Below are 24,732 nucleotides of genomic sequence, written 5' to 3'. Positions count from 1 at the left end.
AGATAGCCATTATGACTCAAGCACAACCTCAAAGAAGTACGTCAGACCTGGTGAAGGCCGCCGTATCTGGCTGGCTGGGCACCGCCCTGGAGTTTATGGATTTCCAGCTCTACTCCCTTGGCGCCGCGCTGGTGTTCCATGAAATCTTCTTCCCTGAACAGTCTGCGGCCATGGCGCTGATCCTGGCGATGGGAACCTACGGCGCTGGCTACATCGCGCGTATCGTCGGGGCATTTATCTTCGGCAGGATGGGGGACAGAATTGGCCGTAAAAAGGTGCTGTTTATCACCATCACCATGATGGGGATCTGCACCACTTTAATTGGCGTATTGCCAACCTACGCGCAGATCGGGATTTTCGCACCGGTGCTGCTGGTGACGCTCCGTATTATTCAGGGGCTGGGCGCGGGGGCGGAAATCTCCGGCGCAGGGACCATGCTGGCGGAGTACGCGCCGAAGGGGAAACGCGGCATCATCTCCTCGCTGGTAGCCATGGGAACCAACTGCGGAACGTTGAGCGCTACGGCGATCTGGGCCGTCATGTTCTTTGTCCTCGATCGTGAAGAGCTTATTGCCTGGGGCTGGCGCGTGCCGTTCCTTGCCAGCGTCGTGGTGATGATCTTCGCCATCTGGCTGCGTATGAACCTTAAAGAGAGTCCGGTGTTTGAGAAGGTTAACGACGCCGAAACCGTTGCGCCGGCGGCGGCACAGGATACCTCATTAGGCGCGATGTTTAAGAGCAAATCGTTCTGGCTGGCAACGGGCCTGCGCTTTGGTCAGGCCGGGAACTCAGGTCTGATTCAGACGTTTCTTGCCGGGTATCTGGTGCAGACGCTGTTGTTTGATAAGGCGATCCCAACCGATGCGCTGATGATCAGTTCGATTCTCGGCTTCCTCACCATCCCGCTGCTGGGCTGGCTGTCCGATAAAGTGGGGCGCCGTCTGCCGTATATCCTCCTTAATATTTCAGCCATCATACTGGCTTACCCGATGCTGTCGATCATCGTCGATAAAAGTTACGCGCCGGGCGTGATCATGCTCTCTATCATCGTTATTCATAACTTCGCGGTGCTCGGGCTGTTTGCGCTGGAAAACATCACCATGGCAGAGATGTTTGGTTCGCGGAACCGCTTTACCCGCATGGCAATCTCGAAAGAGGCGGGAGGGCTGGTGGCCGTAGGCTTTGGTCCGGTGCTGGCCGGGATCTTCTGCAACATGACCGGGTCCTGGTGGCCGATTGTGGCGATGCTGGTGGCGTACTCGCTGATTGGGCTGCTCTCCGCTTTGCTGATGCCGGAAGTGCGCGATCGCGATCTGAGTGAAGCCGAAGATGCGGCAGAAGTGTCACATAAGGGATCGGTAGCCTATGGCGCGCTCTCTTCCCGTCGCTAATGGTTTACATCTTGCGCTACCTGTCACACAACTTTTCTCTGATGTCACACCACATGGCGAAAAGTTAATGTAAATCAAGATCTGAAAATGACGTATCAGTATGGTTAATGGCAGCACTTTTTGACTCCGACTGCCATTCTAGTTGGTGTAGTCAGCAGGCGCTGCCGCTTTGTTAAGCAAGCGGCAGCGGATCACAGCTTTCATTAATTAACGAGTCTCAATCATGGAAAACCGTTTATTACAGGCGAAGGCAACGCGTCCGCAGTACGATCGCGGCAGCCTCAAGGCACGCATTGTTCATTTAGGGTTTGGCGCGTTTCACCGCGCGCACCAGGCGGTGTACACCGACATACTCGCCGCAGAACAAGGCAGCGACTGGGGTTACTGCGAAGTTAACCTGATTGGCGGCGAACAGCAGATCGCCGATCTGAAGGCACAGGATAACCTTTATACCGTGGCAGAAATGTCAGCCGATGCCTGGACGGCACGCGTGGTCGGCGTTGTTAAAACCGCGCTCCATGCGCAGGTGGACGGGCTGGAAACCGTGCTGGCGGCCCTGTGCGAGCCGCAGGTCGCCATTGTGTCGCTCACTATCACCGAGAAAGGGTATTGCCACTCCCCGGCAACCGGACAACTGATGCTCGATCATCCGTTAATCGTTGCAGACCTGCAAAACCCGCATCAGCCAAAATCTGCACCGGGTGTGGTGGTGGAAGCGCTGGCGCGTCGCAAGGCCGCGGGGCTACCGGCATTCAGCGTGATGTCCTGCGATAACATGCCGGAGAACGGCCACGTGATGCGCAATGTGACCTGTGCCTACGCGCGCGCTGTTGATGGCGAACTGGCAGACTGGATCGACGCGAACGTCACCTTCCCGTCAACCATGGTGGATCGTATTGTGCCCGCCGTCACGGCCGACACGCTGGATAAAATCGAGCAGCTGACCGGCGTACGCGATCCGGCAGGCGTGGCCTGCGAGCCGTTCCGCCAGTGGGTGATTGAAGACAATTTCGTTGCAGGCCGTCCTGAGTGGGAAAAGGCCGGTGCGGAGCTGGTTTCTGATGTCATTCCGTTTGAAGAGATGAAGCTGAGAATGCTTAACGGCAGCCACTCGTTCCTGGCTTATCTTGGCTACCTGGCCGGTTATCAGCATATTAATGACTGCATGGAAGATGAACATTACCGTATCGCCGCGCATGCGCTGATGCTGAAAGAGCAGGCGCCGACGCTGAAAGTGAAAGGCGTGGATTTAGGTCGTTATGCCGACCAGCTGATCGCGCGCTACAGCAATCCGGCACTGCGCCACCGCACCTGGCAAATCGCCATGGACGGCAGCCAGAAATTGCCGCAGCGCATGCTCGATTCCGTGCGCTGGCACCTTGTCCACCAGAAGCCTTTCCCGCTGCTGGCCCTGGGCGTGGCGGGCTGGATGCGTTATGTCGGCGGTGTGGATGAGCAGGGTAACGCGATTGAGGTGAGCGATCCGCAGCTGGCGGTGATTCAGGCGGCGGTAAACGGTAGCGCTGAAGGGGCAAGCCGCGTTAATGCGCTGTTGGGCATTGAGTCTATTTTCGGTAACGAGTTGCCGAAGGACGCGGTGTTTGTGGCGGCGGTCATGCAGGCCTATCAGACGTTGCTGCAAAAAGGCGCGAAGGCCACGGTTGCGGAGTACGCCGCTCAGCTTTAACGCTATGACATGCCGCCGTTTGCGGCGGCATGTCGGGGCACGGCTTAGTGCATCCCCAGGCGAATCAGCTCAATCGGTTCGAACTTACCTTCGCATCCGTCCACTTCAACCGTTTTGTTACGACGCACCTGCTCGGCATTAAGACCGTCGCTGTGGATCGCTTTAATCACGCCGAACTGGCCTGTGCCGCTAATCATGACGCGGCTGCCGGTGGTGATTGCATTTCGGTTACGGTCGTATGTCATCATGGTATTTTCTCCTCTCTCACTTATCCGTTACGGCGATAATTCAACGACTGCCGTTCACGGGGCACTATTAATACGCCTCTCTTAAACGAAATTATTTGCTTTTGATCAAGCTCACACTTTTTTCTTATTTCATGATGTTGTTGACGGTTCAGGACATCGCTTTACAAAGCGGACAGTTATTTTCCTTAATTGATAATTTCAGGATGCAAGTGTTTAGGTTTTGTTTATCTGCGCAATGCCATTCTGGAAGCAGAAAATAACCCTTCACTGGAAAAGGAGTCAGGCTTATGTATAAGAAAATTTTGATGCCTGTTGATGTGTTTGAAATGGACTTGAGCGACAAAGCGGTCCGCCACGCGGCTAATCTCGCGAAGGCGGAAGGCGCGACCATCACCCTGGTCAACATTCTCCCTAACAGCAGCCGTTCGTTACTGCGGGGGTTCAATGCTGATATAAAGAAATTCGAAGAGTATATGACCGCCGAGTCTGATAAGAAGATGAAAGCGCTGAAACGGCTCTTTGATATGTCTCCGGACAATATTGACTGTGAAGTACGCTTCGGCAACGTACGGGATGAAATCATCAAGCTCAGCAAAGAGGGGAAATATGATGTCATCGTTATCGGATCGAAAAATCCGAGTATCACGACGCATCTGCTGGGTTCGAATGCTGAAACTATCCTGCGCTACGCCACTATTCCGGTATTAGTGGTTCGCTAATCGCTTCGCCGCAACCGAAAAGGGGGCGGCGAGGTTTTATTCTTCGCTGAACCACTCGCGGTTTTCCTGACGAATTAACTGAACTGACTCGCTAATTTCCTGGAGGTGAAGCGTCATCGCTTTGTCTACGGCTTCCGCGTCGCGTTTTTCCAGCGCGCTGAAAATATCGTGATGCTGGCGCAGCAGCATTTCTGGCGGAGAAACATGGTCGAGGCTCATGTAGCGCACGCGGTCGATGGTGGCCTTGATGTTTTCGACGGTATCCCACGCGAGCTGGCACTCGGCGATCTGCGCCAGTTTCTGGTGAAACTCATCGTCCAGCTGGAAAAAGTCGTTTAACTGTTTGCGGTCGATGGCAATGCGTTGCTGATGCAGGTTTTGCTCCAGCAGGTAACACTGGTTGTCGTTGATGAGCGACGCGGCGCGACGCACAACGGCACATTCGATGGCCTGGCGTACAAAACAACCGTTACGCACCTGCGAAAGCGAAATTTTATTCACGTAGCTGCCGCGCTGAGGGCGGATCTGAATAAGGCCGTTTTCTGCAAGCTTAATAAACGCCTCGCGCACGGGCTGACGGGAAACGTCAAAACGTACCGAAACCTCTTTTTCTGAGAGCGGCGTTCCCGGCGGGATCAGGCAGCGAACGATATCACGGCGTAAGATGCGATAAATTTGCTGATTAACGGGCTGGGTAGGATTAAGTTGCGATTCAGCGGCCATGGGTTGTGATTTCTCAGAGAGTTAACCTGAACATACTACCATTCTTTTACCCGTCATCACATACCCGGCCCGCAGGCCGGGAAGGGTGAATTATCCGCGATGCACGCTGAGTCCGGCATAGGTCTGGCTGACGGGCATCATCTCAACAGTATTGATGTTGACATGCTTCGGCAGCGTCGCGACCCACCAGACGGTTTCGGTGATATCTTCCGGCGTCAGCGCATTTGCATTTTCATAGGTTTTATCCGCTTTCGCGTCGTCACCCTTGAAGCGCACGTTGGAGAATTCCGTTCCGCCTACCAGGCCCGGCTCAACGTCGGTCACGCGGATCGCGGTACCGTGCAGGTCGGTGCGCAGGTTCAGGCTGAACTGGCGTACAAAGGCCTTGGTTGCGCCATAGACGTTGCCGCCCGCGTAAGGCCAGCTGCCTGCGGTGGAACCGATATTAATGATATGACCACGATTACGTTCAACCATGCCCGGCAGCACGGCGCGGGTCATGTACACCAGACCTTTGTTGTTGGTGTCGATCATGTTTTCCCAGTCTTCCACGCTGGCTTTGTGGGCTGGCTCCATGCCCAGCGCCAGGCCGGCGTTATTGACCAGCACGTCGATTTCACGCCATTCGGCAGGCAGGTTTGTAATCATCTCTTCAATGGCGGCACGGTTGCGCACGTCCAGCTGCGCGGTCAGGATGCTGTCGCCCAGATCGTCTTTTAGCTCCTGCAAACGCTCCTGACGTCGACCCGTTGCAATCACCTTGTGTCCGTTGGCGACGAAGCGACGCGTGATGCTTTCACCAAAACCTGCCGTCGCCCCGGTAACTAAAATAATCATCTCACTGTTCCTCAACGCTTTTTGTGTTGTATTACCATAGCACGCTCTCGGGCGGGTCGTTAAGGCAACATTTGTATGACGGCATTGCAGGCCGGGGCAGGCTGGCCTACTCTGGTGAGAAATACCGTGCTCAGGAGTAAACGATGTCGGTCAATAACCCTTTCTTTGACGTTAGCCTGCTGCCTTATCAGGCCCCGCGTTTTGATGTGATAGAAGACAGCCACTATCGCCCGGCGTTTGATGAAGCAATGCGTCTCAAGCGTGCTGACATTGACGCGATTATCGCGCAGCGCGCTGCGCCGGACTTCGATAACACCGTGCTGGCGCTGGAAAAGAGCGGGGCCATGCTGTCGCGCGTCAGCAGCGTGTTCTTCGCCATGACGTCCGCACACACCAACGATGATCTCCAGGCGCTGGACGAGCAGTTCTCCACCGAACTGGCCGGGCTGGCGAACGATATCTGGCTAAACGATACGCTTTTCGCCCGCGTGGAAGCCGTCTGGCAGGCTCGCGACACGCTGGATGCCGAATCCCGTCGGCTGACAGAGGAGACGTATCAGCACTTTGTTCTGGCGGGTGCGCGCCTGAACGCCGATGAAAAAGCCGAGCTGAAAGCCCTGAATACCGAAGCCGCCACCCTGATCAGCCAGTTCAACCAGCGCCTGCTGGCTGCGAACAAGGCGGGCGGGCTGGTGGTGGACGATGTTCAACATCTTGACGGGCTCAGCGTGGAGGAGAGAGACGCCGCCGCTCATGCTGCCGCAGAAAAAGGGTTGACGGATCGCTGGCTGATCCCGCTTTTGAATACCACACAGCAGCCTGCGCTGGCAGCACTCACGCAGCGCGAGACGCGGGAAAAGCTGTTTAATGCGGGCTGGGAGCGCACTCAAAAAGGCGACGAAAACGATACGCGCGACCTGATCCGTCGCCTTACCGCGTTACGGGCAAGGCAGGCGCAGCTGCTCGGGTTTGAAGACTATGCCAGCTGGAGCATTGCCGACCAGATGGCGAAAACGCCGGATGCCGCGCTCGAATTTATGCGCGGGATAGTTCCTGCGGCGCGCAGCAGGGCCGCGCTGGAGCAGGCAGATATTCAGAAGGTCATTGACGACGAGCAGGGCGGTTTTTCGGTACAGGCCTGGGACTGGGCGTTTTATGCCGAACGCGTGCGCTCTGCGAAATATGCGCTGGACGAATCGCAGATCAAACCCTATTTCGCGCTTAATACCGTGCTGGAGGATGGCGTATTCTGGACCGCCACGCAGCTGTTCGGCATTCGCTTTGTCGAACGTTTCGATATCCCGGTTTATCACCCAGACGTGCGCGTGTGGGAGATTTTCGATCATACGGGTGAAGGCATGGCGCTGTTCTACGGCGACTTCTTCGCACGTGATTCCAAAGCTGGCGGCGCGTGGATGGGAAATTTCGTTGAGCAATCTTACGAGTTTGCCGCGCGTCCGGTGATTTACAACGTCTGTAACTATCAAAAACCGGCTAACGGGCAGACCGCGCTGATCTCCTGGGACGATGTGATTACCCTGTTCCACGAGTTTGGCCACACGCTGCATGGCCTGTTTGCCAGCCAGCGCTATGCCACGCTTTCAGGCACCAACACGCCGCGTGATTTTGTTGAATTCCCGTCGCAAATCAATGAACACTGGGCCAGCTATCCGCAGGTGTTTGCGCACTTTGCCCGTCACTACCAAACCGGCGAGCCGATGCCGGATGCGCTGCGGGAAAAAATGCTCAACGCGACCCAGTTTAACAAGGGGTATGACATGACGGAGCTGCTGAGCGCCGCGCTGCTGGATATGAACTGGCACAGCATTCAGGCGCCGGTTGAGGACGTGGAGGCCTTTGAAGCAGCCGCATTGAAAAAAGAGGGGCTGGATATTCCTGCCGTACCGCCGCGCTATCGCAGCAGCTATTTCGCCCATATTTTCGGCGGCGGCTACGCGGCGGGGTATTACGCCTACCTGTGGACGCAGATGCTGGCGGACGATGGCTATCAGTGGTTTGTCGAGCAGGGCGGTTTGACGCGCGAAAATGGACAGAAATTCCGCGAGGCGATTTTGTCGCGCGGAAATAGTACTGATTTAGCTGAACTTTACCGGAACTGGCGTGGGCACGATCCGAAGATTGAACCGATGCTGGAGAACCGTGGATTGAGTGCTTAAGGGCTCCCCCTTTGCGCTATTGTCAAAATAAAATATCCACCGTGAATTATTTTGAGCGGAATAATAATGCAGACAAGAAAAAGGTAAAGCATCTTAAAGACGGCATACAAAAATGTGTAACTAAGGTGTACGGCATGACTCCTGTGGGGGTAAGCAGCCAGATGGAGGCGTAAAACTCTGGCAATATCTCTCAGGATATCACTGAACATTCTCAATCAATTCAGCACCCTGATTTTTGGGATTACCAATGGCACGCGACACCGCGTGCCAGATAAACTTGTCTGCGGATACAGATCCGTCGACAATGATCTCCTCAGCTTCTTTCCCGCCTACGTCCTGGCGCATCCATTCCCTTGCAGCTTCCGGCGACAGAACCAGCGGCCGCCGATCGTGTATATCAACAAGTCCTTTATCCGCAGCGGACGTCACTATGAGAAAGCCCTCTGCTTCGTCACCGCGCTCAAACGGTGTGCTGCCGATCGCCGCCATGAATATCGGCTGCTCGTCAGCCCGGTGAATGAAGTAGGGTTGTTTCTTGTCACCTTCCTTCTTCCATTCGAACCATCCATCGGCAAAACAGATCGCCCGGCCATGCTGCCACAGAGGTTTAAACATTCTGCTGGTTGCTGCCGTTTCTACACGTGCGTTAATCAGTGGTGCTTTATCCCACCATCCAGGTGCGTAGCCCCAGAGTACCGGATCGAGGTGCAGTTGTTCGTCGCGTTCGCTTAACAGCAGCACTTTGGTACCGGGCGCCACGTTGTAACGCCCAATCGGTTCCGGGTCATATGCGATGTCGCGATCGGCTTCGTCGGCAAGGTAGGCCAGGTATTCTTCACGAGTTTGGGCTTGTGCAAAACGTCCACACATAGAAATCTCCAGTCAGTCAGACTGAAAGTATAGGGCATGGATAAAAGAAGAATTCAGGTAGTACAATATATTTATTAAAACCCCACCGGACAGCCACAGAATTTTTTCAGGTGAGCTGTCTTTCTCTGCCATTTAATTAGCAAGCAAAGAAAAGGTATGGATAACGCCAGTGCGTACCCCTACCAAATCACATTACCCTGGGCGCAGGCAGAGCCAGCGAGTAATAAACCAGCTATATCGATACTGAGAGTCTCGGCAATAAATGGCACAGGTGCTATTGAAGACGCTCTGAATTTATACGTCGGCCATTTGACAATCTTTTTGTTATCTTCCGTTCAACGTAAACCCGTTGCCATGAATCATTGACTACGGAAATAATTTCGGCATAATTTTATTCTTGTAATGAATGTTTGTGCCAAAGGGTGTTACAGGCAACTGCTCTCTGCGGGTATACGCGTGTCTTTGTTGAATAGGGCAACGTCGCCGGGAGACACTGCATTCTGTCTGCAAAATGTTGTCCCATTGGAAGGGGTTGAAGTGTTTAAGTTTAATTCATCTGTATTCGTTTTTTTCCTTCTGTCAGGTTGTAGTTCTGATCTGGTTCTCAGCTCTCCTGAACAACCTGAATATAAATCAATGCCTGAAATAACCCAGTCTGTGACGCCATCACAACAGCGTGCCATTATGTCTGGTGAAAGGCCTGACTGGTCAGAAAGGGCACCCGTCAACACAATGAAGCGATATTAATAAACACCTGCCCTGTGTTTATTGTTCGTCGATGACAGGGAAACCTGGCCATATGCCATAGCGGGTTTCCCTGCCGCTAAACGCTGGTTACTCTTGCGTCAGCCACATGTCCGACTCTTCAAACATCTCCTCAAGCATACGGTTCAGCTTTTCCCGATCGCTTTTGCTGGCATCGCTATTCAGGCCGTTTGCCTGCATCGGCTTAACCGTCACGCTGGCATCAGGAAAAATCCGGTGCACACGTTTTGTCAGTTCAGCCAGAATTATCTCTCTGGCTCCCTCCAGCCCTTGTACGTTTCGCTTGTCATAAACCAGTTCAACAAACATTATTTTTTCCCTATGAATATTAATTGTGCGATTCTGTCTGCACGTAAAAATACTACTGTATATGGGTACAGTCAAACGGCATTCTGGCTAAAGAAATGCCATGCCGTTCTTCATTTTGTCTGTGTTGATGACAATCTATTCATTTAGCGTTTAAAACGAGCAGTCGAAGCGTTTAATCATAAAATTTACAAAAACTATAATTTGAAGCCAGAGAGAAACTTACAAACGAAACGGTGAAGGTTTAAACAGTCGCTACGGTTCAGCTGGCTTGCGCGTGCTTCAAAACAAAACTACTGTATATAAAAACAGTAGTAGAGGTATGCGTAATGGAATTTATCAGACCTACAGAACTGCGTGAGATTGTCGCGCTTCCACTTTTTAGCGATTTAGTTCAGTGCGGATTCCCAAGCCCGGCTGCCGACTATGTGGAGCAGCGCATTGATCTTAATGAACTTCTGGTTGCCCACCCCAGCTCGACGTATTTCGTTAAAGCCGCGGGTGATTCGATGATTGAAGGGGGAATAAGCGACGGCGATTTGCTGGTGGTCGATAGTTCCCGAACGGCCGAACACGGAGATATTGTCATCGCCGCGGTAGAGGGGGAATTCACCGTTAAGCGCCTGCAACTGCGGCCTCATGTTCAACTCAATCCGATGAACAGCGCTTATTCGCCGATTATTGTTGGCAATGAAGACACGCTGGACGTCTTCGGCGTGGTCACTTTTATTGTTAAATCGGCCAGCTGATATGTTTGCGCTCTGTGATGTGAATTCATTCTATGCATCATGCGAGACGGTATTCAGGCCAGATTTGAGAGGCCGACCGGTGGTTGTCCTCTCAAATAACGACGGTTGCGTGATAGCGCGCAGCGCAGAGGCCAAAGCCGCTGGCGTTACCATGGGGGCACCATACTTTAAGCAGAAAGACCTGTTCCGGCGCGCCGGCGTGGTTTGCTTCAGCAGTAACTATGAACTTTACGCTGACATGTCCAGCCGGGTTATGACCACGCTGGAGGAAATAAGCCCGCGTGTCGAAATATATTCCATTGACGAGGCCTTTTGTGACCTCACCGGGGTTCGAAACTGCCGGGACCTGACTGATTTTGGCAAGGAGATCCGCGAAACGGTTTTAAAGCGTACGCACCTGAGGATCGGCGTGGGTATAGCCCAGACGAAGACGCTGGCGAAGCTGGCAAATCACGCGGCGAAGAAATGGCAGCAGCAGACGGGTGGGGTAGTTGACTTATCCAATATCGACCGCCAGCGCCGGCTGTTGGCTATCGTGCCTGTAGAGGACGTGTGGGGCGTGGGCAGGCGCATCAGCAAGAAGCTCAACGCGATGGGCATCAAAACGGCGCTGGATCTCTCAGAGCAGAGTACGTGGATTATCCGCAAGCACTTCAATGTGGTGCTGGAGCGAACGGTCCGGGAACTGCGCGGCGAGCCGTGCCTCGACCTGGAAGAGTTTGCACCGGCAAAGCAGGAGATCGTCTGTAGCCGGTCATTCGGTGAACGCGTGTCAGAATACGAGCAGGTGCGTCAGGCTATATGCAGCTATGCGGCCCGTGGCGCTGAGAAGTTACGCGGCGAGCACCAGTATTGCCGCTTTATCTCGGCGTTCGTTAAGACCTCCCCATTCGCGCTGAACGAACCCTATTACGGCAACAGTGCCTCAATGACGCTTCTCACGCCCACTCAGGACTCCCGCGACATTATCAGCGCTGCGGTAAAGTGCCTCGACAAAATCTGGAAGGAGGGGCACCGCTACCAGAAAGCCGGCATTATGCTCGGAGACTTCTTCAGCCAGGGGGTTGCCCAGCTCAATTTGTTTGACAACAGCGCGCCGCGTGCCGGAAGTGAAAAGTTGATGGAAGTGCTGGATCGCCTGAACGCGAAAGATGGAAAGGGAACGCTTTACTTTGCCGGGCAGGGCATACAGCAGCAATGGCAGATGAAGCGTGAAATGCTTTCGCCGCGGTACACGACCCGCTATTCAGATTTACTGAGGATCCGATGAATGTTAACGGCTGTTTTGTGCCCATGGCGGACGTTCGTACTTTCCAGGTCGTCGTACATCGATTCTTTTGTATCACTAATTTAGAGTAAATGCGCTCACATTGATTGCCTTAACCATTCACTCCGTGTGAGAGAAAAAAGTAGGCTAGGCGGCGCATCTTTCACATCATAAATCTCTTTTATGTATTGCAACCCCGCTTTTTGAAGAACGTTCTGCGATGCCACGTGATTACCTCTTACTACGGCAGATATCTCAGTCAGCTTTAACTCACCAAATCCATATCTGATAGAGTTTTTCGAAAACTCTGTTGCCAGACCTTTTCCCCATGCCTCTGTAGCGAAGCGATAGCCTAAATTATTAATGATGATATCCGCATAACTGCTAACGCTCAGGCCACCAAAACCAATGATTCTTTCAGGACTTTTCTGTAACGCGATTGCCCAGTTTCCAAAGCCGTGCGTTTCCCAGTGGTTAATCCAACGGGCTAAGACAGTTTGCGCATGCTGTATGTCAGGATATGGTCCTGCTGGATTAAAGGTATTCGTAGCCGGGTCGCCATAAATTCTGAAAAGATCATCCAGGTCGGACGTCGTTACGGGACGAAGATGTAGTCGGGAGGGTTGGAGTTGCAAAACAATTTCCTAAATAATGAGCTCATTCGCTTAGTTATTTAACTATTTTTATAGTAAGGAAAAAGTAGGTTCGCAACATCTCATCGTCCATTTCCAGGCTACGAGACTGTGATCGGGTCAAACTCAAAGTCGTTGCTGTTGCATCACCGTCCCAGGCATGGAAGATTGAAAAGTCTGGTGTTTCGGGGCCGTATACCAGCGCTAAGGACCTGGATCACAAATAGCAGGTGCACCGAATATCAGTTTGGCTATTTCGCTGATTTTCTGTCATATAAAGTACGCCAGTTATCCCGATGGTTTAATAAAAATTCGCCTGGCGTGTCTGCGCTAATGTACTACTTTCAGTAAAGTGACTTTTACAGGGAGGGTCAATGAAACCATTATCGCTTTTATTATTGTCGAGCCTGACTTTAGTGGGTTGCGGCGCGAACAATACCCCTTCAAATACGCCTGTTCCGGGTGTAAAAACCTCCGTCGGGACGAGCACGCTTGAAGCCGGTGCGCAGCTTATCCAGTCCCGTCCGCCCATTGATGCAATGAGTGCCTACCTGGACGGTTTCCATTTTTATAGCGGGGATAAAAATGGCCAGATGGAAGCCCATCATTATGTAACCGTCTTGAATGAAGACGTGATGCAGGCGGTGATCTACGACGGAAACACCAAAGATGCCCGTTTAATGGGCGTTGAGTACATTATTAGTGAGCGTTTGTTTAACACACTGCCGTCGGAAGAAAAAAAATTGTGGCACAGCCATCAATATGAAGTGAAATCCGGCAGTCTGATTGCTCCAGGTTTACCGGCAGTGGCTGACAAAGCATTGATGAGCAAAATTGTGAATACCTACGGGAAGACCTGGCATACCTGGCACACCGACCGCGATAAAAAGCTGCCGCTCGGCATTCCGGCTCTGATGATGGGCTTTACCGGGGAAGGGCAGTTAGACCCCAAACTCCTGGCGGACAGAGATCGACGCTTTGACGTGAGCACGCAAGCCATCAAACAAGAACGTGAGGGTATTGTGGCGCACCCCGTTGCTAAGGGAGCTGATGCCTGGCAACGTGGTGAAGAGATCCAGCTTAAGCGGGTTGAAGGCTCAGGTGAGCATGGCCAGGGAGACACAAGCCATTTCTGATATCAAAAACCTTTAGGTATACCCCGGCAACGCCGGGGTTACGGTGAGTTAAATTACCAGCCCTGTTATTTTCTCGTCCTCAGACATCAGAAACGCCAGGTGGCTGAAAGATTACCTGCGATCGAGTCATAGCCAGAACGAAACATTTCGCTTTCAACCCCGATGCCCAATTCGACATCAGCGTTGATTTTATAGCTCATACCTGCCTTAACGCCCAGAGCGTCACGGCCAGTCACCTGATTCCGGGTACTAAACCCTGAGCTTCGATAGTTGGCGAAAGAGGCGTGTTGCACTACGTTGCCATCAAGCAGTTCATGATCCCAGGTAAGCTGCAACTCAGCTGCAATCGACGCCCCTGAAGCGAGGGGGACATTCCAGTTATTATTCACCCCGATACTTGATCTCAGAGAATCGAAGGTCTGCGAACCCAGCATCAGTCGGCTGCCGTCATTGCCGCTTTCCTTCACGCCGGGACGATGTAATGTGGTGTAATTCAATGAAGTTACCGGTCCGGCGTTCACATTATTATTCAGCGCCCATCGATAGCCCCCGCCGGCCGAAACAGAGCCTGACAATCCGGTCCAGGTGGCATGGTGGCTTGCTCCGTAAGTTTCTACATGAATGTTTCTGTCCAGCCAGCTGTCTTCAATACCCAATCGGCCAGTGCCGAATAAATACATTCCTTCGGACCTTTCAGCGCCGTAACGAGCATGAATACCCAGATCGAACGCAGTGGTTTTTCCGGTTGCGGTTTCTGGTGATTTCACCGTCACCGACTGGCCGCTGACCGCACCATGGAAGCCATAAATCCAGTTGTGATTCTGATCGTTTTGTTTTTCAGCACCGAATACAATGCCATAACTGCTGGCGTCATACCCTACACTGTCACCCTGACGCTGTTGCCAGAAGCCGCCGCCAAAGGGGATAGCAAAGCTGCGCCATTCGCCTTCCGCCAGTTGTTTCGGCATAGCCACAGGATTCGGCCCGCCAATGATCCGCGCTATCTGTTGTTCACGGTGAAGGGAACTTGCGAACATGGCGCTGTAGGCGCCCGCAGAAAGTTGCGGCAAGGCATTGCTGATACTTCCGCCATCAGTGGCGGAGAAATCCAGAGTACGGTACAGCGGTTGAATATCCGACTTAGCTTCTGCCACAATTTTATCCAGCGCTTGCCCTACCTGCCGCGCATTAGCGTCCTGCGCATACCGGCTGTATGCGTTTGAAGCGCGCAGCATTGAGAGCTGCCAGCCATTCTTTCCCTGAGGCGTGGTTTGCAGCGTTAGCGTGGGTGAGCGGAGCACGCTGTTCACCGCGCTGAAATTGCCGCCGGAAGAGTCTGTTTTTAGCAAATCTTGCGTATTCAGACGCCAGTTTGTGGCGTACCAGTCCGGCTGCGGCGCAAACGTCAGTTGACCGTCAAATTGTGCGTGACCGTTCACTCGCAGAGTATCATGCCTGCCGTGCCCGTCGACTTCCAACAACAACTGTCCGGTATCACCCTGTTGATAATCACCGGATATAGTGATTTGCCCAAGGGAATTACCCGGCGCAAGGATCCCGTTATTTACAAAGCGGCCTTCCTCATTAAGCGTGTAGCTGGCGTTGCCGGACAGGCTGGCACCTGGCGCGATAGTCATGCTGTAAATCTGAAAATCGCCATTAAGCGAGGTTTTCCCTCCGTGCGCGTCCAGTGCCAGATTATTGATACCTTCAATGTTTCCGCGGTAAGTAAAGCTGAAATCAGCATCAGCAGCTTCCGTCGCTTGCCCATACGCATTGGCCTTCCGACCGAAGGTAAGCTGTGTTAACCGCTGTTGGCCATCGTCATCCCGCTGGGCGTAGTCCGAATAAATATCACCTTCCAGCCGGGCACCCGTTAATATATTTATATTACCGACCAGCGCGTTCGGTGAAATATAAATCGCCGCGCCTTTACCGGCAACCCGTCCGCTGATGTCGGCATTATCTACCAGCGCTCCCTGCAACTCGGGTAATAACGCATCGTAATAGCCGTCCACGATATGAAGCCAGGAGCCACGATAATCCACGTCGTTACCCAGGAGGTTATTGCCAAAGTCAAAACTGATAGCGACGCCATGGGCTCCCAGTGCCTGAACGTCGCCACGTTGAATAAGGTTGTGCTGTTTACCGTAGGCAAACATCACCCCACGGCCATTTTCGCCATCGGCATATACCCGTACTCCGGGTTCAATGCTCAGGGTGTTATTTTGCCCATCTATACGGATGCCCGCGCCGCCAATCCCTGATGTCATCAGGTCCGCTTGTTGAAAGATAGGGTTATAACTGCCATACACATGCAGGCCAACCCCCAGATTAGCGGTATTATATTGCCCAGCCAGATAGCCATCCGCCTGCTGATTACGCAGAAAATATCCATTGCGGTTAATGAGAGTTTGCCCGTTACCATACAGCGAAAAACCGAAAAAGTTACGACGGTCAATCTGATATCCCATATCTTGCAGCAATGCCAGTTCCGCTTCCATAAACGTTGTGTAATTGCGGTAGTTCTGATGGCTCATCATGCTGTTTTTCAGCTCGATATGGCTCATGTAGTTATCATCGACCGAACCGTCGTCTGCTAACATTTTCACCGGCACGCCAGGCATGGCGCCTGCAAGTACTTCATCCACGTGCCTGCCGGTGAAATAGCCTTTATCGAGCCGTACATCAAAGCCTTGTGGATCCCAGGTGTTATTGCATCCATTACACAATATTACTTGCCCTGGTCGGGCAGGATTGCCACGGTCATCACGCAGATGGCTGGTCCAGGAGCCAAAAGGCACGGTATCAAAAGCGGGCGTGAATGTACCACTGCCTTGCAGATCGGTAACCATATTGGATATTCCCAGGCCATGGGCCAGCTCATGAACAGCGACGCTGACCAGATCGGCCTTTCCAGTGCGTGGCAACTGCGCAGGCACATAGGGAACGTTATCAAAATCCAGTTTGCCCATGATGAACTGGGCATGGGAGCCAAAGGTCAGCTCTCCGGTATCAATGCCGTTCAATGCTCCCTGCAACTGCGTCAGACTCATGATGCCGTCGGTAACTGAATCGCTGGAACCTGCGGCATTCTCATCGTTAAATGTCCCCACATTGATAATGGCGGGCAGTTGCCCTGGGCTGGGGGTAATAACCTCAGCCCAGTAACGCATGGCATCAAGTATTTTTTCTTTTTGCTGCTGGCCAAGATCCCAGGTTGACTCAGAGGCATTCGGCCAGTCCGGCATAAAAGGGCCGTCGCCAACATTAAAGAAACGCACTTCAAATACCGCAATATTGTGTGGGTTATAGACCAGATAGCTTTCGCCTGCATACGGATTATTACTGACAAATAAACCTGTTAATGCAGCCGTCATAAAAACCCTTTTCATATTAATCATCCTTGTCTAAAAAAGTATTGCTTACGTTCCTCAACATAAATTCACATCTGAGCTCAATAAAGCATAAACGAATATGATAATTATCAATGTGGCTTGTTAATTTATAATAACGAGTGACCTTGCCCTGTGATAGCCTCGTTTTTCAGGATTTTATAAACGGTGGAGCGGGCGAACCCGGATCTCAATGAATAGGAATGTACCGACATATGCAGGGGAATTAACGGATAGGATCTGGTGCCGTGGCATAATCGACATAAGCGTGAGGCTTTACTTTACTTCAGGGCACCAAAAACGATCGGACCGCTTATCAATTAAAGCCAGCGAGAGCGTTTGAGTCGTAGCCACAGTAATACACAGGCTCCCAGCGTGACAGCGATCGTAGCCGGATAGCCATAGAGCGTCTTCAGTTCCGGCATATTGTCGAAGTTCATACCATACATGCTGAAGACTACCGTCGGGATCACGAGTATGGCCCCCCAACCGGCCAGTTTCTTCACAACTTCGTTTTGCTGCACTGAAACCAGTGCCAGGTTAACGTGCATCGCGCTGCTAAGCAGTTCACGCATGTCATTTACATCTGTGACTACATGGCTTGCGTGATCCTGAATATCTCTGAAATAGGCCCTGAGGGGTTTTGGAATAAGGTCTTCATGAATGCGGATAAGCTCGGTACAGATTTCTTCTACTGGCTGAGCGGCGTTGCGAAGCCCGAGCAGATTACGGCGGAGGGAATACACGTCCTGAATAGCTTCACGGTCAAATTCACTGTGAAAAAGTGTCGCTTCTATATCACCAATTTTTGTGTTGAGGCGCGCAGTCAGCTCTGCGTAACTGTCAACAATGAAATCCAGAATACAGTAAAGCGGATACGCCGGACCGTACGACAGCATGTCCGGGGCTTCAGCAGCACGGGCGCGTATAGGCGCATAGCTCTCTGAAGCACCGTGGCGCACCGTAATAAGAAAGTTTCGCCCCACAAATAAATGCGTTTCGCCAAACTCAATGTTGTCGCCCTGTCCACTGACGGTCTTTACAACGACAAATGCCGAGCTGCCATAACGCTCTATCTTAGGCCGCTGATGCGCGTTAAGCGCATCCTCAACGGCCAGATCGTGCAGACCGAACTCTTCCTGGACTTTATACATAAACGCAGGTTCAGGCTGCCAAAGCCCCAGCCAGATAAACGCATCGGTATCCTGGATGATTTCGCTGATATCCTCGATATCCACGGTTTCGGCGGGGCGGCCTGAACGGTAGACCATACAGTTAACAATCATTTTTTTGCTATCCCGTAAGCATGTTCTAAGAAGCTTAACCATTTCCGTTAAATTTCCAAATTTTTAAGCTGGCAGTTGTTAACATATGAATGGCGTTATTTGTTCCTCGTTTATCGCAGACCTTCAGTTCAGTTCAGGTCAGTGATCCTGTCCGCTTCTCGCTCATGGCAAACATTGGTCGTCACATCAGTTCTTTGCGTGCCGAAAAAGAAACTACTAACTTTCAATATCTGGAGACTCCGGATGTGCACTCCACTCAATATCTTTAGTTACTGGAGTCTGTAGATACTCGCGTTCCAGTAACCATTACCCTGACAACAACACTCTTTGAAACCCAGCGACCTCAGTTCCTTTGCAATTAGCCGATTCATCACCCCGTGAGCCATAAGGAGCACGGGGCCGTCGGATCCTTTTGCAGACGCTATGAGAATATCCGTAGCCTGAATAGCACGTCTCTTTGCTATTCCCACGCGCTCCACATTACGGGATATACCGCATAACCACATGACGCGGAAAAATACAGCCCACAGGGTCGGGGATAACCTGATACCGGGCATGTGAAATACCGGCAGTTCTGCTTCCCTGAAAACCTCATCAATAACGTCCGGCTCAAGCCCTAATGCTTTCAGGGAAGAAAGTGCTCTGGGAAGAGGACTACTTATGATTCGCGATGCGCTGAATGCTAATATTTTACTGGACTCCGGCGGTATATCTTCTCCTGTGTCAGAAAGATCGTATTCTGCAATCCAGTTGGACATTTCACGGCTCGTTACTCTCGCAGATCCTGTAAAAGTAGGCTTTCCATGACGCATTAAAATAATTTCCATACAGAGCTTCTAGTTTATGGTCCTTTCACGACAGACTAACGCGATAAAGACAGGACGCACCACTACCTTATCTGGGGTTGACACGGATTGCTGAGCCGATGCGTCAGGAAAGAATCAATGTGTGAATAAGTAATGCATTAATACGGTCTTCGCATTTTTCAAAGTCATGATGTCCGCTTCTCGCTCATAGCGGACCTTCAGTATGAGCCTGCCCACTTTGTGCCAGCCGCGGAAAACACCCTGCAAATACTCAGGAGGCCATGTTCACGCGTCGTTCAATCCGGGCACTGACTCTCCAGCCATTGACCGACGACGGGCCATAATTTCTCCGCACATCGCGTACGAAAAAATCCCATATGCCCAATGGACGAAAGGCCAAACTCTGCGTGCCGTATCTCGCAGCGTTCGATTTTTGCTTGCTGCACTGGCTCCATCAGCCGCGCAATAGCTTCACGGTTAGCCCAGGGGTCGTCATCAAATCCCATCACCAGCATGGGTAGCGTGATCTCACTTGCCCGTTGGCGTGCATTCCAGTCTGGATCATCGTAGAAATAACCTGGCATTGCGCTCCAGCGCCCCCATTGAAGCATGACTGGCGCCGGTAAATCTTCGCCCAATCCCAGGCGCCTGGCAGGCATGTAACCGAAGATACGGCACAGAACCGGAGCCAGAACACGCAATAAGCACCAGACACGCACCTTTTCTGTCGTTTGTTTTATGGAGCTCGTCACTCCGGCATGTGAGGCCACCATGACCGCAGCTTGCAGGGCGTGGGTGGCGGTTGAAAGCAGAACAGCATGCCCGCCTACACTGTGTCCTACCGCCAACAGGCTAAGCCCTGGAAAATGTGCTTTAGCCCAGGCGGTTATGCATCCGACGTCCTGGTCGATCCAGTCAGACATAGACACGCGGTAAGTCCGAACCCGCCCGGACTTAGAAAGGCCCGTACCGCGATAATCGTAGGTGAGAACGTTGAATCCTCTGTTAAAAAGATACTGTGCGAATCCCTTATAAAACGCCTGCACAACCGCGGTTGCCGGATGAAGGAGAACCATCGCTTTGGCATCTTTTCTTTCCCATAGTGTGGCTGCCAGAAATCCGCCTTCTTTTACGGGTATTATGACTGAATGCATACGCAGAGCCTTATTTGTGTGGTCATACCAGTTATGCCTGAATTAAATCTAGCCTTTACTATCCCATCTGGCGATTTTTTGTTTTCTCCCCACCATCCGCCCCTCGCTCAAAGCAGACAATAAACCTCGCCCGTGCGTTTTTCACGAAACACGCCGCTTTATGAACTCAGCGTGGGGCAGGGCACGCGTCGGATAAACGTCCCATAAAAAAATCCTCTTCTATACTCAGTTACGTTTAGTGAAATATGCCGCCGTTCTTCACGCCGCGTTGTTTTAATAGCGATTGCACGCGAGAACAGCAGGGGCATATATCCACGAAAACGCCTTACGTTGGTCCATTTGGCATTTTTTAGAGGGGGATCCCTGGTATGTTGCATTCTCAATCTTCGCGCATCGGCAGTATTTTGCTGCTGCTGGCCGCGATAATAGGCTTCGCGGTGGCGCTATACGCCTGGTGGACGCCGCTCTCCGGCGTCACAGGCACCATTGGCGCACTGGGCGTGGCCATTGCCAGCGCGGTGCTGGCGATACTGACCTTTATGTTACGTGCGGCATCGGGGCGCGGGGCGCGTGTTTTCATGATGATTATCACCCTGGTCGTGTTAGTGGGTATTGGTTTTGCCGCCGCGCTGCTGCACCAGTACATCGTAACGGCAGCCATGGTGGTCGGCCTGATCGGTCTGATTATGCTGAGCAGCAATTCCGCCCGTTACAAACATTCCGTCCGAACCTGAGGAGCCGCCCGTGCATAACGATAAGCATTATCCCTTCATAAAAGTCGGCATGACGGCGCTGGCGCTGCTGGTCGCTCCGTTCGCGCTTCAGGCGCAGGATAAAGCCGCTGAGGCCTCTCAGGGGACCCAGGACTCGCTTAACATTGATGCCGCCGATCAGCAGGCACCCGGGACCACAAAAACCACAGACGATGCCTCAACCGGCAACGGTGGCGGGCAAAAAGTCGCCTCGGCGAACCAGCCAGCGACGCCGCTGGTGCCCGGCACCGCCACCTGGGACAGCTTCCATGGGCAGCTTAACGCGCAGAAATACAGCCCATTGACCCAGATCACGGCGGATAACGTCGGTAAATTAACGAAAGTGTGGGAGTTCCATACCGGCGACGTCTCGGACGGCAAAGGCGATACGCCGGCGACCGTATGGTCCGCAACGCCCATTTTCGCTAACGACACGCTCTATATCGGCACCCCTTTCGATCGCCTGATTGCGCTGGATCCGGGCACGGGTAAAGAGAAGTGGCACTATGACACCAAATCGTCGCGCAAGGCGCTGACCCAGCCGGTGCTCAAAAACCGCGGCGTTTCCTACTGGCAGGCAAAACAACCGGTGAACGGTCAGGCATGCCAGAAAATCGTCTATATGGGCACCGTTGACGGCAAGCTCTTTGCGCTGGACGCCGATTCAGGCAAACCGTGCAGCGACTTTGCGGACAACGGCGTGCTGGATCTGAACCAGTGGAACACCGTTAACGCCAAGTATCCGCTCTCTGTACTGCAACCGCCAACCGTCGTCGGCAACCATCTGCTGGTAGGCTGGGCCGGGAAAGACTGGGCCTATGCCGAAGCGCCTCCTGGCACCGTATTTTCATTCAACGCCCAGACCGGCGAGCGTGAATGGACCTTTGACGCGATCCCGGAAGAGATCCGCAAGCGTACCGGTACTGCCAACGTCTGGACGCACATGTCTGCCGATGAGGCCAACGGCCTGGTCTATCTCCCGGTCTCGTCTCCGTCTCCCAACTACTGGGGCGGCAACCGCGTCGACGCTATTCCGCTTGGCACCTCCACCACTGCGCTGGACATCAACACCGGTAAAGTGGTCTGGTCTCGTCAGTGGGTACACCACGACGTCTGGGACTACGATATCAACTCCGCGCCAACGCTGATGGATATCACCGTAGACGGCAAACAGATCCCGGCGCTGGTTCAGGCCACCAAGCAGGGCTTCCTGTTTGTGGTTAACCGCCTGACGGGAGAGGACGTATGGCCTATCGAAGAGCGTCCGGTTCCGCAGGGCGATGGTTCGGTGCAGGGCGAAGTGCTCTCGCCTACGCAGCCGTTCCCGACCAAACCTGCGCCGCTGCTCGACCAGTCGAAAAAGCCGGAAATCTGGAAGCTGGCGGATATCGTCGGTGGCGGTCAGTGTTCCCGCCTGTGGGATAACCTGACCTATGAGGGAATGTACACCCCGCCGACCACCAAAGGCGAAGGCACGCTCACCTATCCCGATAGCGCCGGCGGCGTGCAGTGGGGCGGGGTGGCGTTCGATCCGCAAAAACAGATTGCCATCGTCAATACTTCGCATATCGTCCAGTACGTGAAGCTTTACAGCCGTGAAGATTACGATAACGCGGACAAAGACTCCGGCAACGAAAGCGGTTTTGCCCCACAGGAAGGTGCCCCGTACGGCATGCGTCTGCTGGTGGCGAGCAACTGGCTGGGCATGCCGTGCTGGAAGCCGCCGTTTGGCGAAATCGTGGCGCTGGATATGCACACGGGGGATGTGAAATGGCGTCGTCCGGTTGGCGCCTCCCAGCAGTATGGCTTCTTCATGCCGGAAAGCTGGGGTTCGCCTACCATTGGTGGCCCGGCCGTGACGGCGGGCGGCGTAATCTTCATCGGTGCCTCTATGGATGCCAAAGTGCGCGCCTACTCGGTGGAAACCGGTGAGGAGCTGTGGTCCGATCAGGCAGAAGCCCCGGCGGTAGCGAACCCGTCCGTCTATGAATATAAAGGTCGCCAGTACGTGGCCTTCGTGGCGGGCGGAAACACGATCCTGAAGGACCAGGTAGGAGATCAGGTAGTAGTTTACGCGCTGCCTGAATAGTGTTGCCCTGGAAGGGGGAAATAAGCGTGGGGCCTGCGGGCCCCACTTTATTTTGCCTCTGCCGTTTTACCGGCGCGCTTATTTATCGGCTGATGCCCCGGCGCGCGTGGACATCTGCTCGGCGGACTTCAGGTGCTGCTCAACGACCGGAGTGTGCTCGTTGGCCAGGGCCTTCACATCCGGATCGCTGATTTTACTGGCGTCGCTCTGTAGCTTCGACAGCACGTTCTGGTGGTCTTTCACACCGGCGTATTCCATATACATCTTGTCAAAGGCGTCACCGCGTTGGTTTTCCAGCCTCGAGGTCAGGGCCTTATGCGCGGCGTCGGGCTCGGTCGGCAGCTCTACGCCCTTTTTCTGGGCCACGGCCTGGACTTTGGTCAGGGCGGCGCCGTGATCGTCGACCATTTTCTGGGCGAATGTTTTCACGTCGCTGGTTTGAGCCTTGTCGAGGGCGAGCCTGGCGGCGGCAACTTCGTTGATATTTGCCTGCGCCATGTCCTTCAACGCATTTTCGTCGTCGGCGCTGAGTTTGGCGTCTGATTGAGCCTGGCCCGCAGCGCTAGTCTGCGCGGCGCCTGTCGTCTGAGCGTGTACGCCAACGGTGCTGAACATTGCTGCAACTGCTGATACGGCTAGCAGCCTTTTCAGGGTTTTACTCGTGTGCATATTGTTCTCCTGATGGTCATGGTACAGGTGAGTTTGAGTTGCTTTATGCGCAACCGGGCAGATAAGTGATAACTACCCCGGTCAGTATAGTAGATGAACCTGCTGCACCCGCAGTTTGCGCGTCAGCATGGCCGGTAATCATGATCAATGGCGCGCCTCTTATTGCTCAACCCTTCTACAAAATTGATACGGATCATTTACATATTTGGTGCTAATGTTAAATATATAAATTCATCAACAGGAGGAATGATATGAAAAAAGCACTATTAGGGACTGTATTGGCTTTAACGGTAGCAAGCTTTGGCGCATCTGCGGCAGATATGATTTCCAAGGATGAAGCGCACCACTTCAAACTGGAATATCTGGGTAACGTATCTGTAGGGGCTTCAGGTGGACAAATTTCTTCACCTTCAGATCTTCATGAAAAACTCTCAAAACTGGCAGACGAGAAGGGCGGGAAATACTACGTCATCATTGCTGCTCGTGAGCATGGCCCGAACTTCCAGGCCGTAGCGGAAGTTTTCAAATAATCTTCACGATTGATACGCAAACCCGCTTATGGCGGGTTTTTGCTTATATACCGCCAAAAAAATGCCCCTGATGCGGGGCGAGTTTGAGTCAAATCTTTTCTTATGTTTATGTGCTCTAAGGCGTTGGGACAATAACACCTTGAAGAAATAATGCAATCTAAATGCATTTTTTTAAAAGCAGGTTCACCCGGAGGCGCAGGCAGCAGACGTAACGCAGATAGTCTACGCTTTACATAAGCTTATGGTAAAAGCCAGTTAGAAAATGGAAACAGTAAACGGTCGCAAGAGGTAAACATGAAAGTTGACGCAATGACGCAAAAGGCAGAAGAAGAAATTTCAGCGCTTATAGCCAAAAAAATTGCAGAGCTACGAAAAAAAACAGGGCAGGAAGTGTCTGAAATTGAGTTTACTGCGCGTGAGGCCATGACAGGCCTTGAGGGGTATGAGGTAAAAATAAAACTCCTGTAATCGTCTTTTCCTGAAATGGTCGCTCATGTGGCCTTTTCTATAACCCTAAAAGAGAACCGGGCATAGCGCCCGGTTT

Annotated in this window: 22 protein-coding genes; 11 read left to right on the top strand and 11 right to left on the bottom strand. The window is 52.7% G+C overall.

Annotated elements, in window-relative coordinates:
* Positions 1–11 precede the first annotated feature (11 nt).
* On the top strand, positions 12–1,391 hold the full coding sequence (locus tag A3466_RS16340; protein ID WP_063451455.1) for an MFS transporter: 1,380 nt from the start codon (positions 12–14) through the stop codon (positions 1,389–1,391).
* A 223-nt stretch (positions 1,392–1,614) separates the two neighbouring features.
* Entirely contained in the window at positions 1,615–3,078 is a 1,464-nt protein-coding gene (locus A3466_RS16335) for a mannitol dehydrogenase family protein (RefSeq protein WP_063451454.1), read from the top strand.
* Between the two features lie 44 nt (positions 3,079–3,122).
* Here A3466_RS16335 and ydfZ read toward each other — a convergent pair whose 3' ends face one another.
* On the bottom strand, positions 3,123–3,326 hold the full coding sequence (gene ydfZ / locus A3466_RS16330; RefSeq protein ID WP_063451453.1) for a putative selenium delivery protein YdfZ: 204 nt from the start codon (positions 3,324–3,326) through the stop codon (positions 3,123–3,125).
* A 287-nt stretch (positions 3,327–3,613) separates the two neighbouring features.
* Between ydfZ and A3466_RS16325 the strand changes: the two genes are divergently transcribed.
* Entirely contained in the window at positions 3,614–4,045 is a 432-nt protein-coding gene (locus tag A3466_RS16325; protein ID WP_063451452.1) for a universal stress protein, read from the top strand.
* A 36-nt stretch (positions 4,046–4,081) separates the two neighbouring features.
* Here A3466_RS16325 and A3466_RS16320 read toward each other — a convergent pair whose 3' ends face one another.
* Both A3466_RS16320 and ydfG read right to left on the bottom strand, forming a co-directional pair.
* Positions 4,082–4,768, bottom strand: coding sequence for a GntR family transcriptional regulator (locus tag A3466_RS16320; RefSeq protein WP_063451451.1), 687 nt, complete (start codon positions 4,766–4,768; stop codon positions 4,082–4,084).
* 90 nt (positions 4,769–4,858) lie between these two features.
* Positions 4,859–5,605 carry a bifunctional NADP-dependent 3-hydroxy acid dehydrogenase/3-hydroxypropionate dehydrogenase YdfG gene (ydfG, locus tag A3466_RS16315; RefSeq protein ID WP_063451450.1) on the bottom strand — a complete coding sequence of 249 codons (747 nt, stop codon included), beginning with the start codon at positions 5,603–5,605 and terminating at the stop codon, positions 4,859–4,861.
* A 143-nt stretch (positions 5,606–5,748) separates the two neighbouring features.
* Here ydfG and dcp point away from each other — a divergent pair, with 143 nt between their 5' ends.
* The gene (gene dcp, locus A3466_RS16310; protein ID WP_063451449.1) at positions 5,749–7,782 is read left to right on the top strand and encodes a peptidyl-dipeptidase Dcp; all 2,034 of its coding nucleotides are present in this window, start codon (positions 5,749–5,751) and stop codon (positions 7,780–7,782) included.
* A gap of 198 nt (positions 7,783–7,980) precedes the next feature.
* Here the strand turns inward: dcp and A3466_RS16305 are convergent, their stop codons facing one another.
* Both A3466_RS16305 and A3466_RS16300 read right to left on the bottom strand, forming a co-directional pair.
* Positions 7,981–8,652, bottom strand: a complete 672-nt coding sequence (locus A3466_RS16305; protein WP_063451448.1) for an SOS response-associated peptidase — start codon at positions 8,650–8,652, stop codon at positions 7,981–7,983.
* Between the two features lie 834 nt (positions 8,653–9,486).
* Positions 9,487–9,726, bottom strand: coding sequence for a DinI family protein (locus A3466_RS16300; RefSeq protein WP_006808847.1), 240 nt, complete (start codon positions 9,724–9,726; stop codon positions 9,487–9,489).
* 326 nt (positions 9,727–10,052) lie between these two features.
* Between A3466_RS16300 and A3466_RS16295 the strand changes: the two genes are divergently transcribed.
* Together A3466_RS16295 and A3466_RS16290 are read left to right on the top strand one after the other, a co-directional pair.
* The gene (locus tag A3466_RS16295; protein WP_063451447.1) at positions 10,053–10,472 is read left to right on the top strand and encodes a translesion error-prone DNA polymerase V autoproteolytic subunit; all 420 of its coding nucleotides are present in this window, start codon (positions 10,053–10,055) and stop codon (positions 10,470–10,472) included.
* 1 nt (position 10,473) lies between these two features.
* Positions 10,474–11,742: a Y-family DNA polymerase gene (locus tag A3466_RS16290; protein WP_063451446.1), complete on the top strand. Its 1,269-nt coding sequence runs from the start codon at positions 10,474–10,476 to the stop codon at positions 11,740–11,742.
* Positions 11,743–11,837: 95 nt separating this feature from the next.
* Here the strand turns inward: A3466_RS16290 and A3466_RS22505 are convergent, their stop codons facing one another.
* Positions 11,838–12,374, bottom strand: coding sequence for a GNAT family N-acetyltransferase (locus A3466_RS22505; RefSeq protein WP_074161058.1), 537 nt, complete (start codon positions 12,372–12,374; stop codon positions 11,838–11,840).
* A 371-nt stretch (positions 12,375–12,745) separates the two neighbouring features.
* Here A3466_RS22505 and A3466_RS16285 point away from each other — a divergent pair, with 371 nt between their 5' ends.
* Positions 12,746–13,507, top strand: coding sequence for an OBAP family protein (locus tag A3466_RS16285; RefSeq protein WP_063451445.1), 762 nt, complete (start codon positions 12,746–12,748; stop codon positions 13,505–13,507).
* An 86-nt stretch (positions 13,508–13,593) separates the two neighbouring features.
* On the opposite strand, the gene A3466_RS16280 is transcribed toward A3466_RS16285, so the two are convergent.
* The 4 genes from A3466_RS16280 to A3466_RS16265 all read right to left on the bottom strand — a co-directional run bounded on the left by A3466_RS16280 (position 13,594) and on the right by A3466_RS16265 (position 20,148).
* Entirely contained in the window at positions 13,594–16,902 is a 3,309-nt protein-coding gene (locus A3466_RS16280; protein WP_063451444.1) for an autotransporter outer membrane beta-barrel domain-containing protein, read from the bottom strand.
* Between the two features lie 320 nt (positions 16,903–17,222).
* Positions 17,223–18,188, bottom strand: a complete 966-nt coding sequence (locus tag A3466_RS16275) for a magnesium and cobalt transport protein CorA (RefSeq protein WP_063451443.1) — start codon at positions 18,186–18,188, stop codon at positions 17,223–17,225.
* Between the two features lie 269 nt (positions 18,189–18,457).
* A complete protein-coding gene (locus A3466_RS16270; protein WP_063451442.1) occupies positions 18,458–19,000 on the bottom strand; it encodes a histidine phosphatase family protein in 543 nt (180 codons plus the stop codon).
* A 290-nt stretch (positions 19,001–19,290) separates the two neighbouring features.
* Complete coding sequence (locus tag A3466_RS16265) at positions 19,291–20,148, bottom strand: alpha/beta hydrolase family protein (protein WP_063451441.1); 858 nt, start codon at positions 20,146–20,148, stop codon at positions 19,291–19,293.
* Positions 20,149–20,516: 368 nt separating this feature from the next.
* Between A3466_RS16265 and A3466_RS16260 the strand changes: the two genes are divergently transcribed.
* On the top strand, positions 20,517–20,882 hold the full coding sequence (locus A3466_RS16260) for a hypothetical protein (protein WP_063451440.1): 366 nt from the start codon (positions 20,517–20,519) through the stop codon (positions 20,880–20,882).
* 10 nt (positions 20,883–20,892) lie between these two features.
* On the top strand, positions 20,893–22,989 hold the full coding sequence (locus A3466_RS16255; protein WP_063451439.1) for a pyrroloquinoline quinone-dependent dehydrogenase: 2,097 nt from the start codon (positions 20,893–20,895) through the stop codon (positions 22,987–22,989).
* 78 nt (positions 22,990–23,067) lie between these two features.
* On the opposite strand, the gene A3466_RS16250 is transcribed toward A3466_RS16255, so the two are convergent.
* Positions 23,068–23,658 (bottom strand): DUF4142 domain-containing protein, encoded by a 591-nt coding sequence (locus A3466_RS16250; RefSeq protein WP_063451438.1) that lies wholly within the window; start codon positions 23,656–23,658, stop codon positions 23,068–23,070.
* A 251-nt stretch (positions 23,659–23,909) separates the two neighbouring features.
* On the opposite strand from A3466_RS16250, the gene A3466_RS16245 reads away from it, so the two are divergent.
* Positions 23,910–24,188, top strand: a complete 279-nt coding sequence (locus A3466_RS16245) for a DUF1471 domain-containing protein (protein WP_063451437.1) — start codon at positions 23,910–23,912, stop codon at positions 24,186–24,188.
* 294 nt (positions 24,189–24,482) lie between these two features.
* Positions 24,483–24,656, top strand: a complete 174-nt coding sequence (locus A3466_RS22500) for a GnsA/GnsB family addiction module toxin (RefSeq protein WP_064718041.1) — start codon at positions 24,483–24,485, stop codon at positions 24,654–24,656.
* The last annotated feature ends 76 nt before the right edge of the window (positions 24,657–24,732 follow it).

This window comes from Enterobacter genomosp. S (assembly GCF_001631805.1).
GTDB classification, from domain to species: Bacteria; Pseudomonadota; Gammaproteobacteria; order Enterobacterales; family Enterobacteriaceae; genus Enterobacter; species Enterobacter quasihormaechei.
Note: the sequence above shows the minus strand (reverse complement) of the source record. Positions and strands in the feature narration are given on the sequence as shown.

Excerpts from the sequence above, each read along its gene's own strand:
- A3466_RS16340 (WP_063451455.1), top strand. The coding sequence starts at position 12 with ATGACTCAAGCACAACCTCAAAGAAGTACGTCAGACCTGGTGAAGGCC.
- A3466_RS16335 (WP_063451454.1), top strand. The coding sequence starts at position 1,615 with ATGGAAAACCGTTTATTACAGGCGAAGGCAACGCGTCCGCAGTACGAT.
- ydfZ (WP_063451453.1), bottom strand. The coding sequence starts at position 3,326 with ATGATGACATACGACCGTAACCGAAATGCAATCACCACCGGCAGCCGC.
- A3466_RS16325 (WP_063451452.1), top strand. The coding sequence starts at position 3,614 with ATGTATAAGAAAATTTTGATGCCTGTTGATGTGTTTGAAATGGACTTG.
- A3466_RS16320 (WP_063451451.1), bottom strand. The coding sequence starts at position 4,768 with ATGGCCGCTGAATCGCAACTTAATCCTACCCAGCCCGTTAATCAGCAA.
- ydfG (WP_063451450.1), bottom strand. The coding sequence starts at position 5,605 with ATGATTATTTTAGTTACCGGGGCGACGGCAGGTTTTGGTGAAAGCATC.
- dcp (WP_063451449.1), top strand. The coding sequence starts at position 5,749 with ATGTCGGTCAATAACCCTTTCTTTGACGTTAGCCTGCTGCCTTATCAG.
- A3466_RS16305 (WP_063451448.1), bottom strand. The coding sequence starts at position 8,652 with ATGTGTGGACGTTTTGCACAAGCCCAAACTCGTGAAGAATACCTGGCC.
- A3466_RS16300 (WP_006808847.1), bottom strand. The coding sequence starts at position 9,726 with ATGTTTGTTGAACTGGTTTATGACAAGCGAAACGTACAAGGGCTGGAG.
- A3466_RS16295 (WP_063451447.1), top strand. The coding sequence starts at position 10,053 with ATGGAATTTATCAGACCTACAGAACTGCGTGAGATTGTCGCGCTTCCA.
- A3466_RS16290 (WP_063451446.1), top strand. The coding sequence starts at position 10,474 with ATGTTTGCGCTCTGTGATGTGAATTCATTCTATGCATCATGCGAGACG.
- A3466_RS16285 (WP_063451445.1), top strand. The coding sequence starts at position 12,746 with ATGAAACCATTATCGCTTTTATTATTGTCGAGCCTGACTTTAGTGGGT.
- A3466_RS16280 (WP_063451444.1), bottom strand. The coding sequence starts at position 16,902 with ATGAAAAGGGTTTTTATGACGGCTGCATTAACAGGTTTATTTGTCAGT.
- A3466_RS16275 (WP_063451443.1), bottom strand. The coding sequence starts at position 18,188 with ATGATTGTTAACTGTATGGTCTACCGTTCAGGCCGCCCCGCCGAAACC.
- A3466_RS16270 (WP_063451442.1), bottom strand. The coding sequence starts at position 19,000 with ATGCGTCATGGAAAGCCTACTTTTACAGGATCTGCGAGAGTAACGAGC.
- A3466_RS16265 (WP_063451441.1), bottom strand. The coding sequence starts at position 20,148 with ATGCATTCAGTCATAATACCCGTAAAAGAAGGCGGATTTCTGGCAGCC.
- A3466_RS16260 (WP_063451440.1), top strand. The coding sequence starts at position 20,517 with ATGTTGCATTCTCAATCTTCGCGCATCGGCAGTATTTTGCTGCTGCTG.
- A3466_RS16250 (WP_063451438.1), bottom strand. The coding sequence starts at position 23,658 with ATGCACACGAGTAAAACCCTGAAAAGGCTGCTAGCCGTATCAGCAGTT.
- A3466_RS16245 (WP_063451437.1), top strand. The coding sequence starts at position 23,910 with ATGAAAAAAGCACTATTAGGGACTGTATTGGCTTTAACGGTAGCAAGC.
- A3466_RS22500 (WP_064718041.1), top strand. The coding sequence starts at position 24,483 with ATGAAAGTTGACGCAATGACGCAAAAGGCAGAAGAAGAAATTTCAGCG.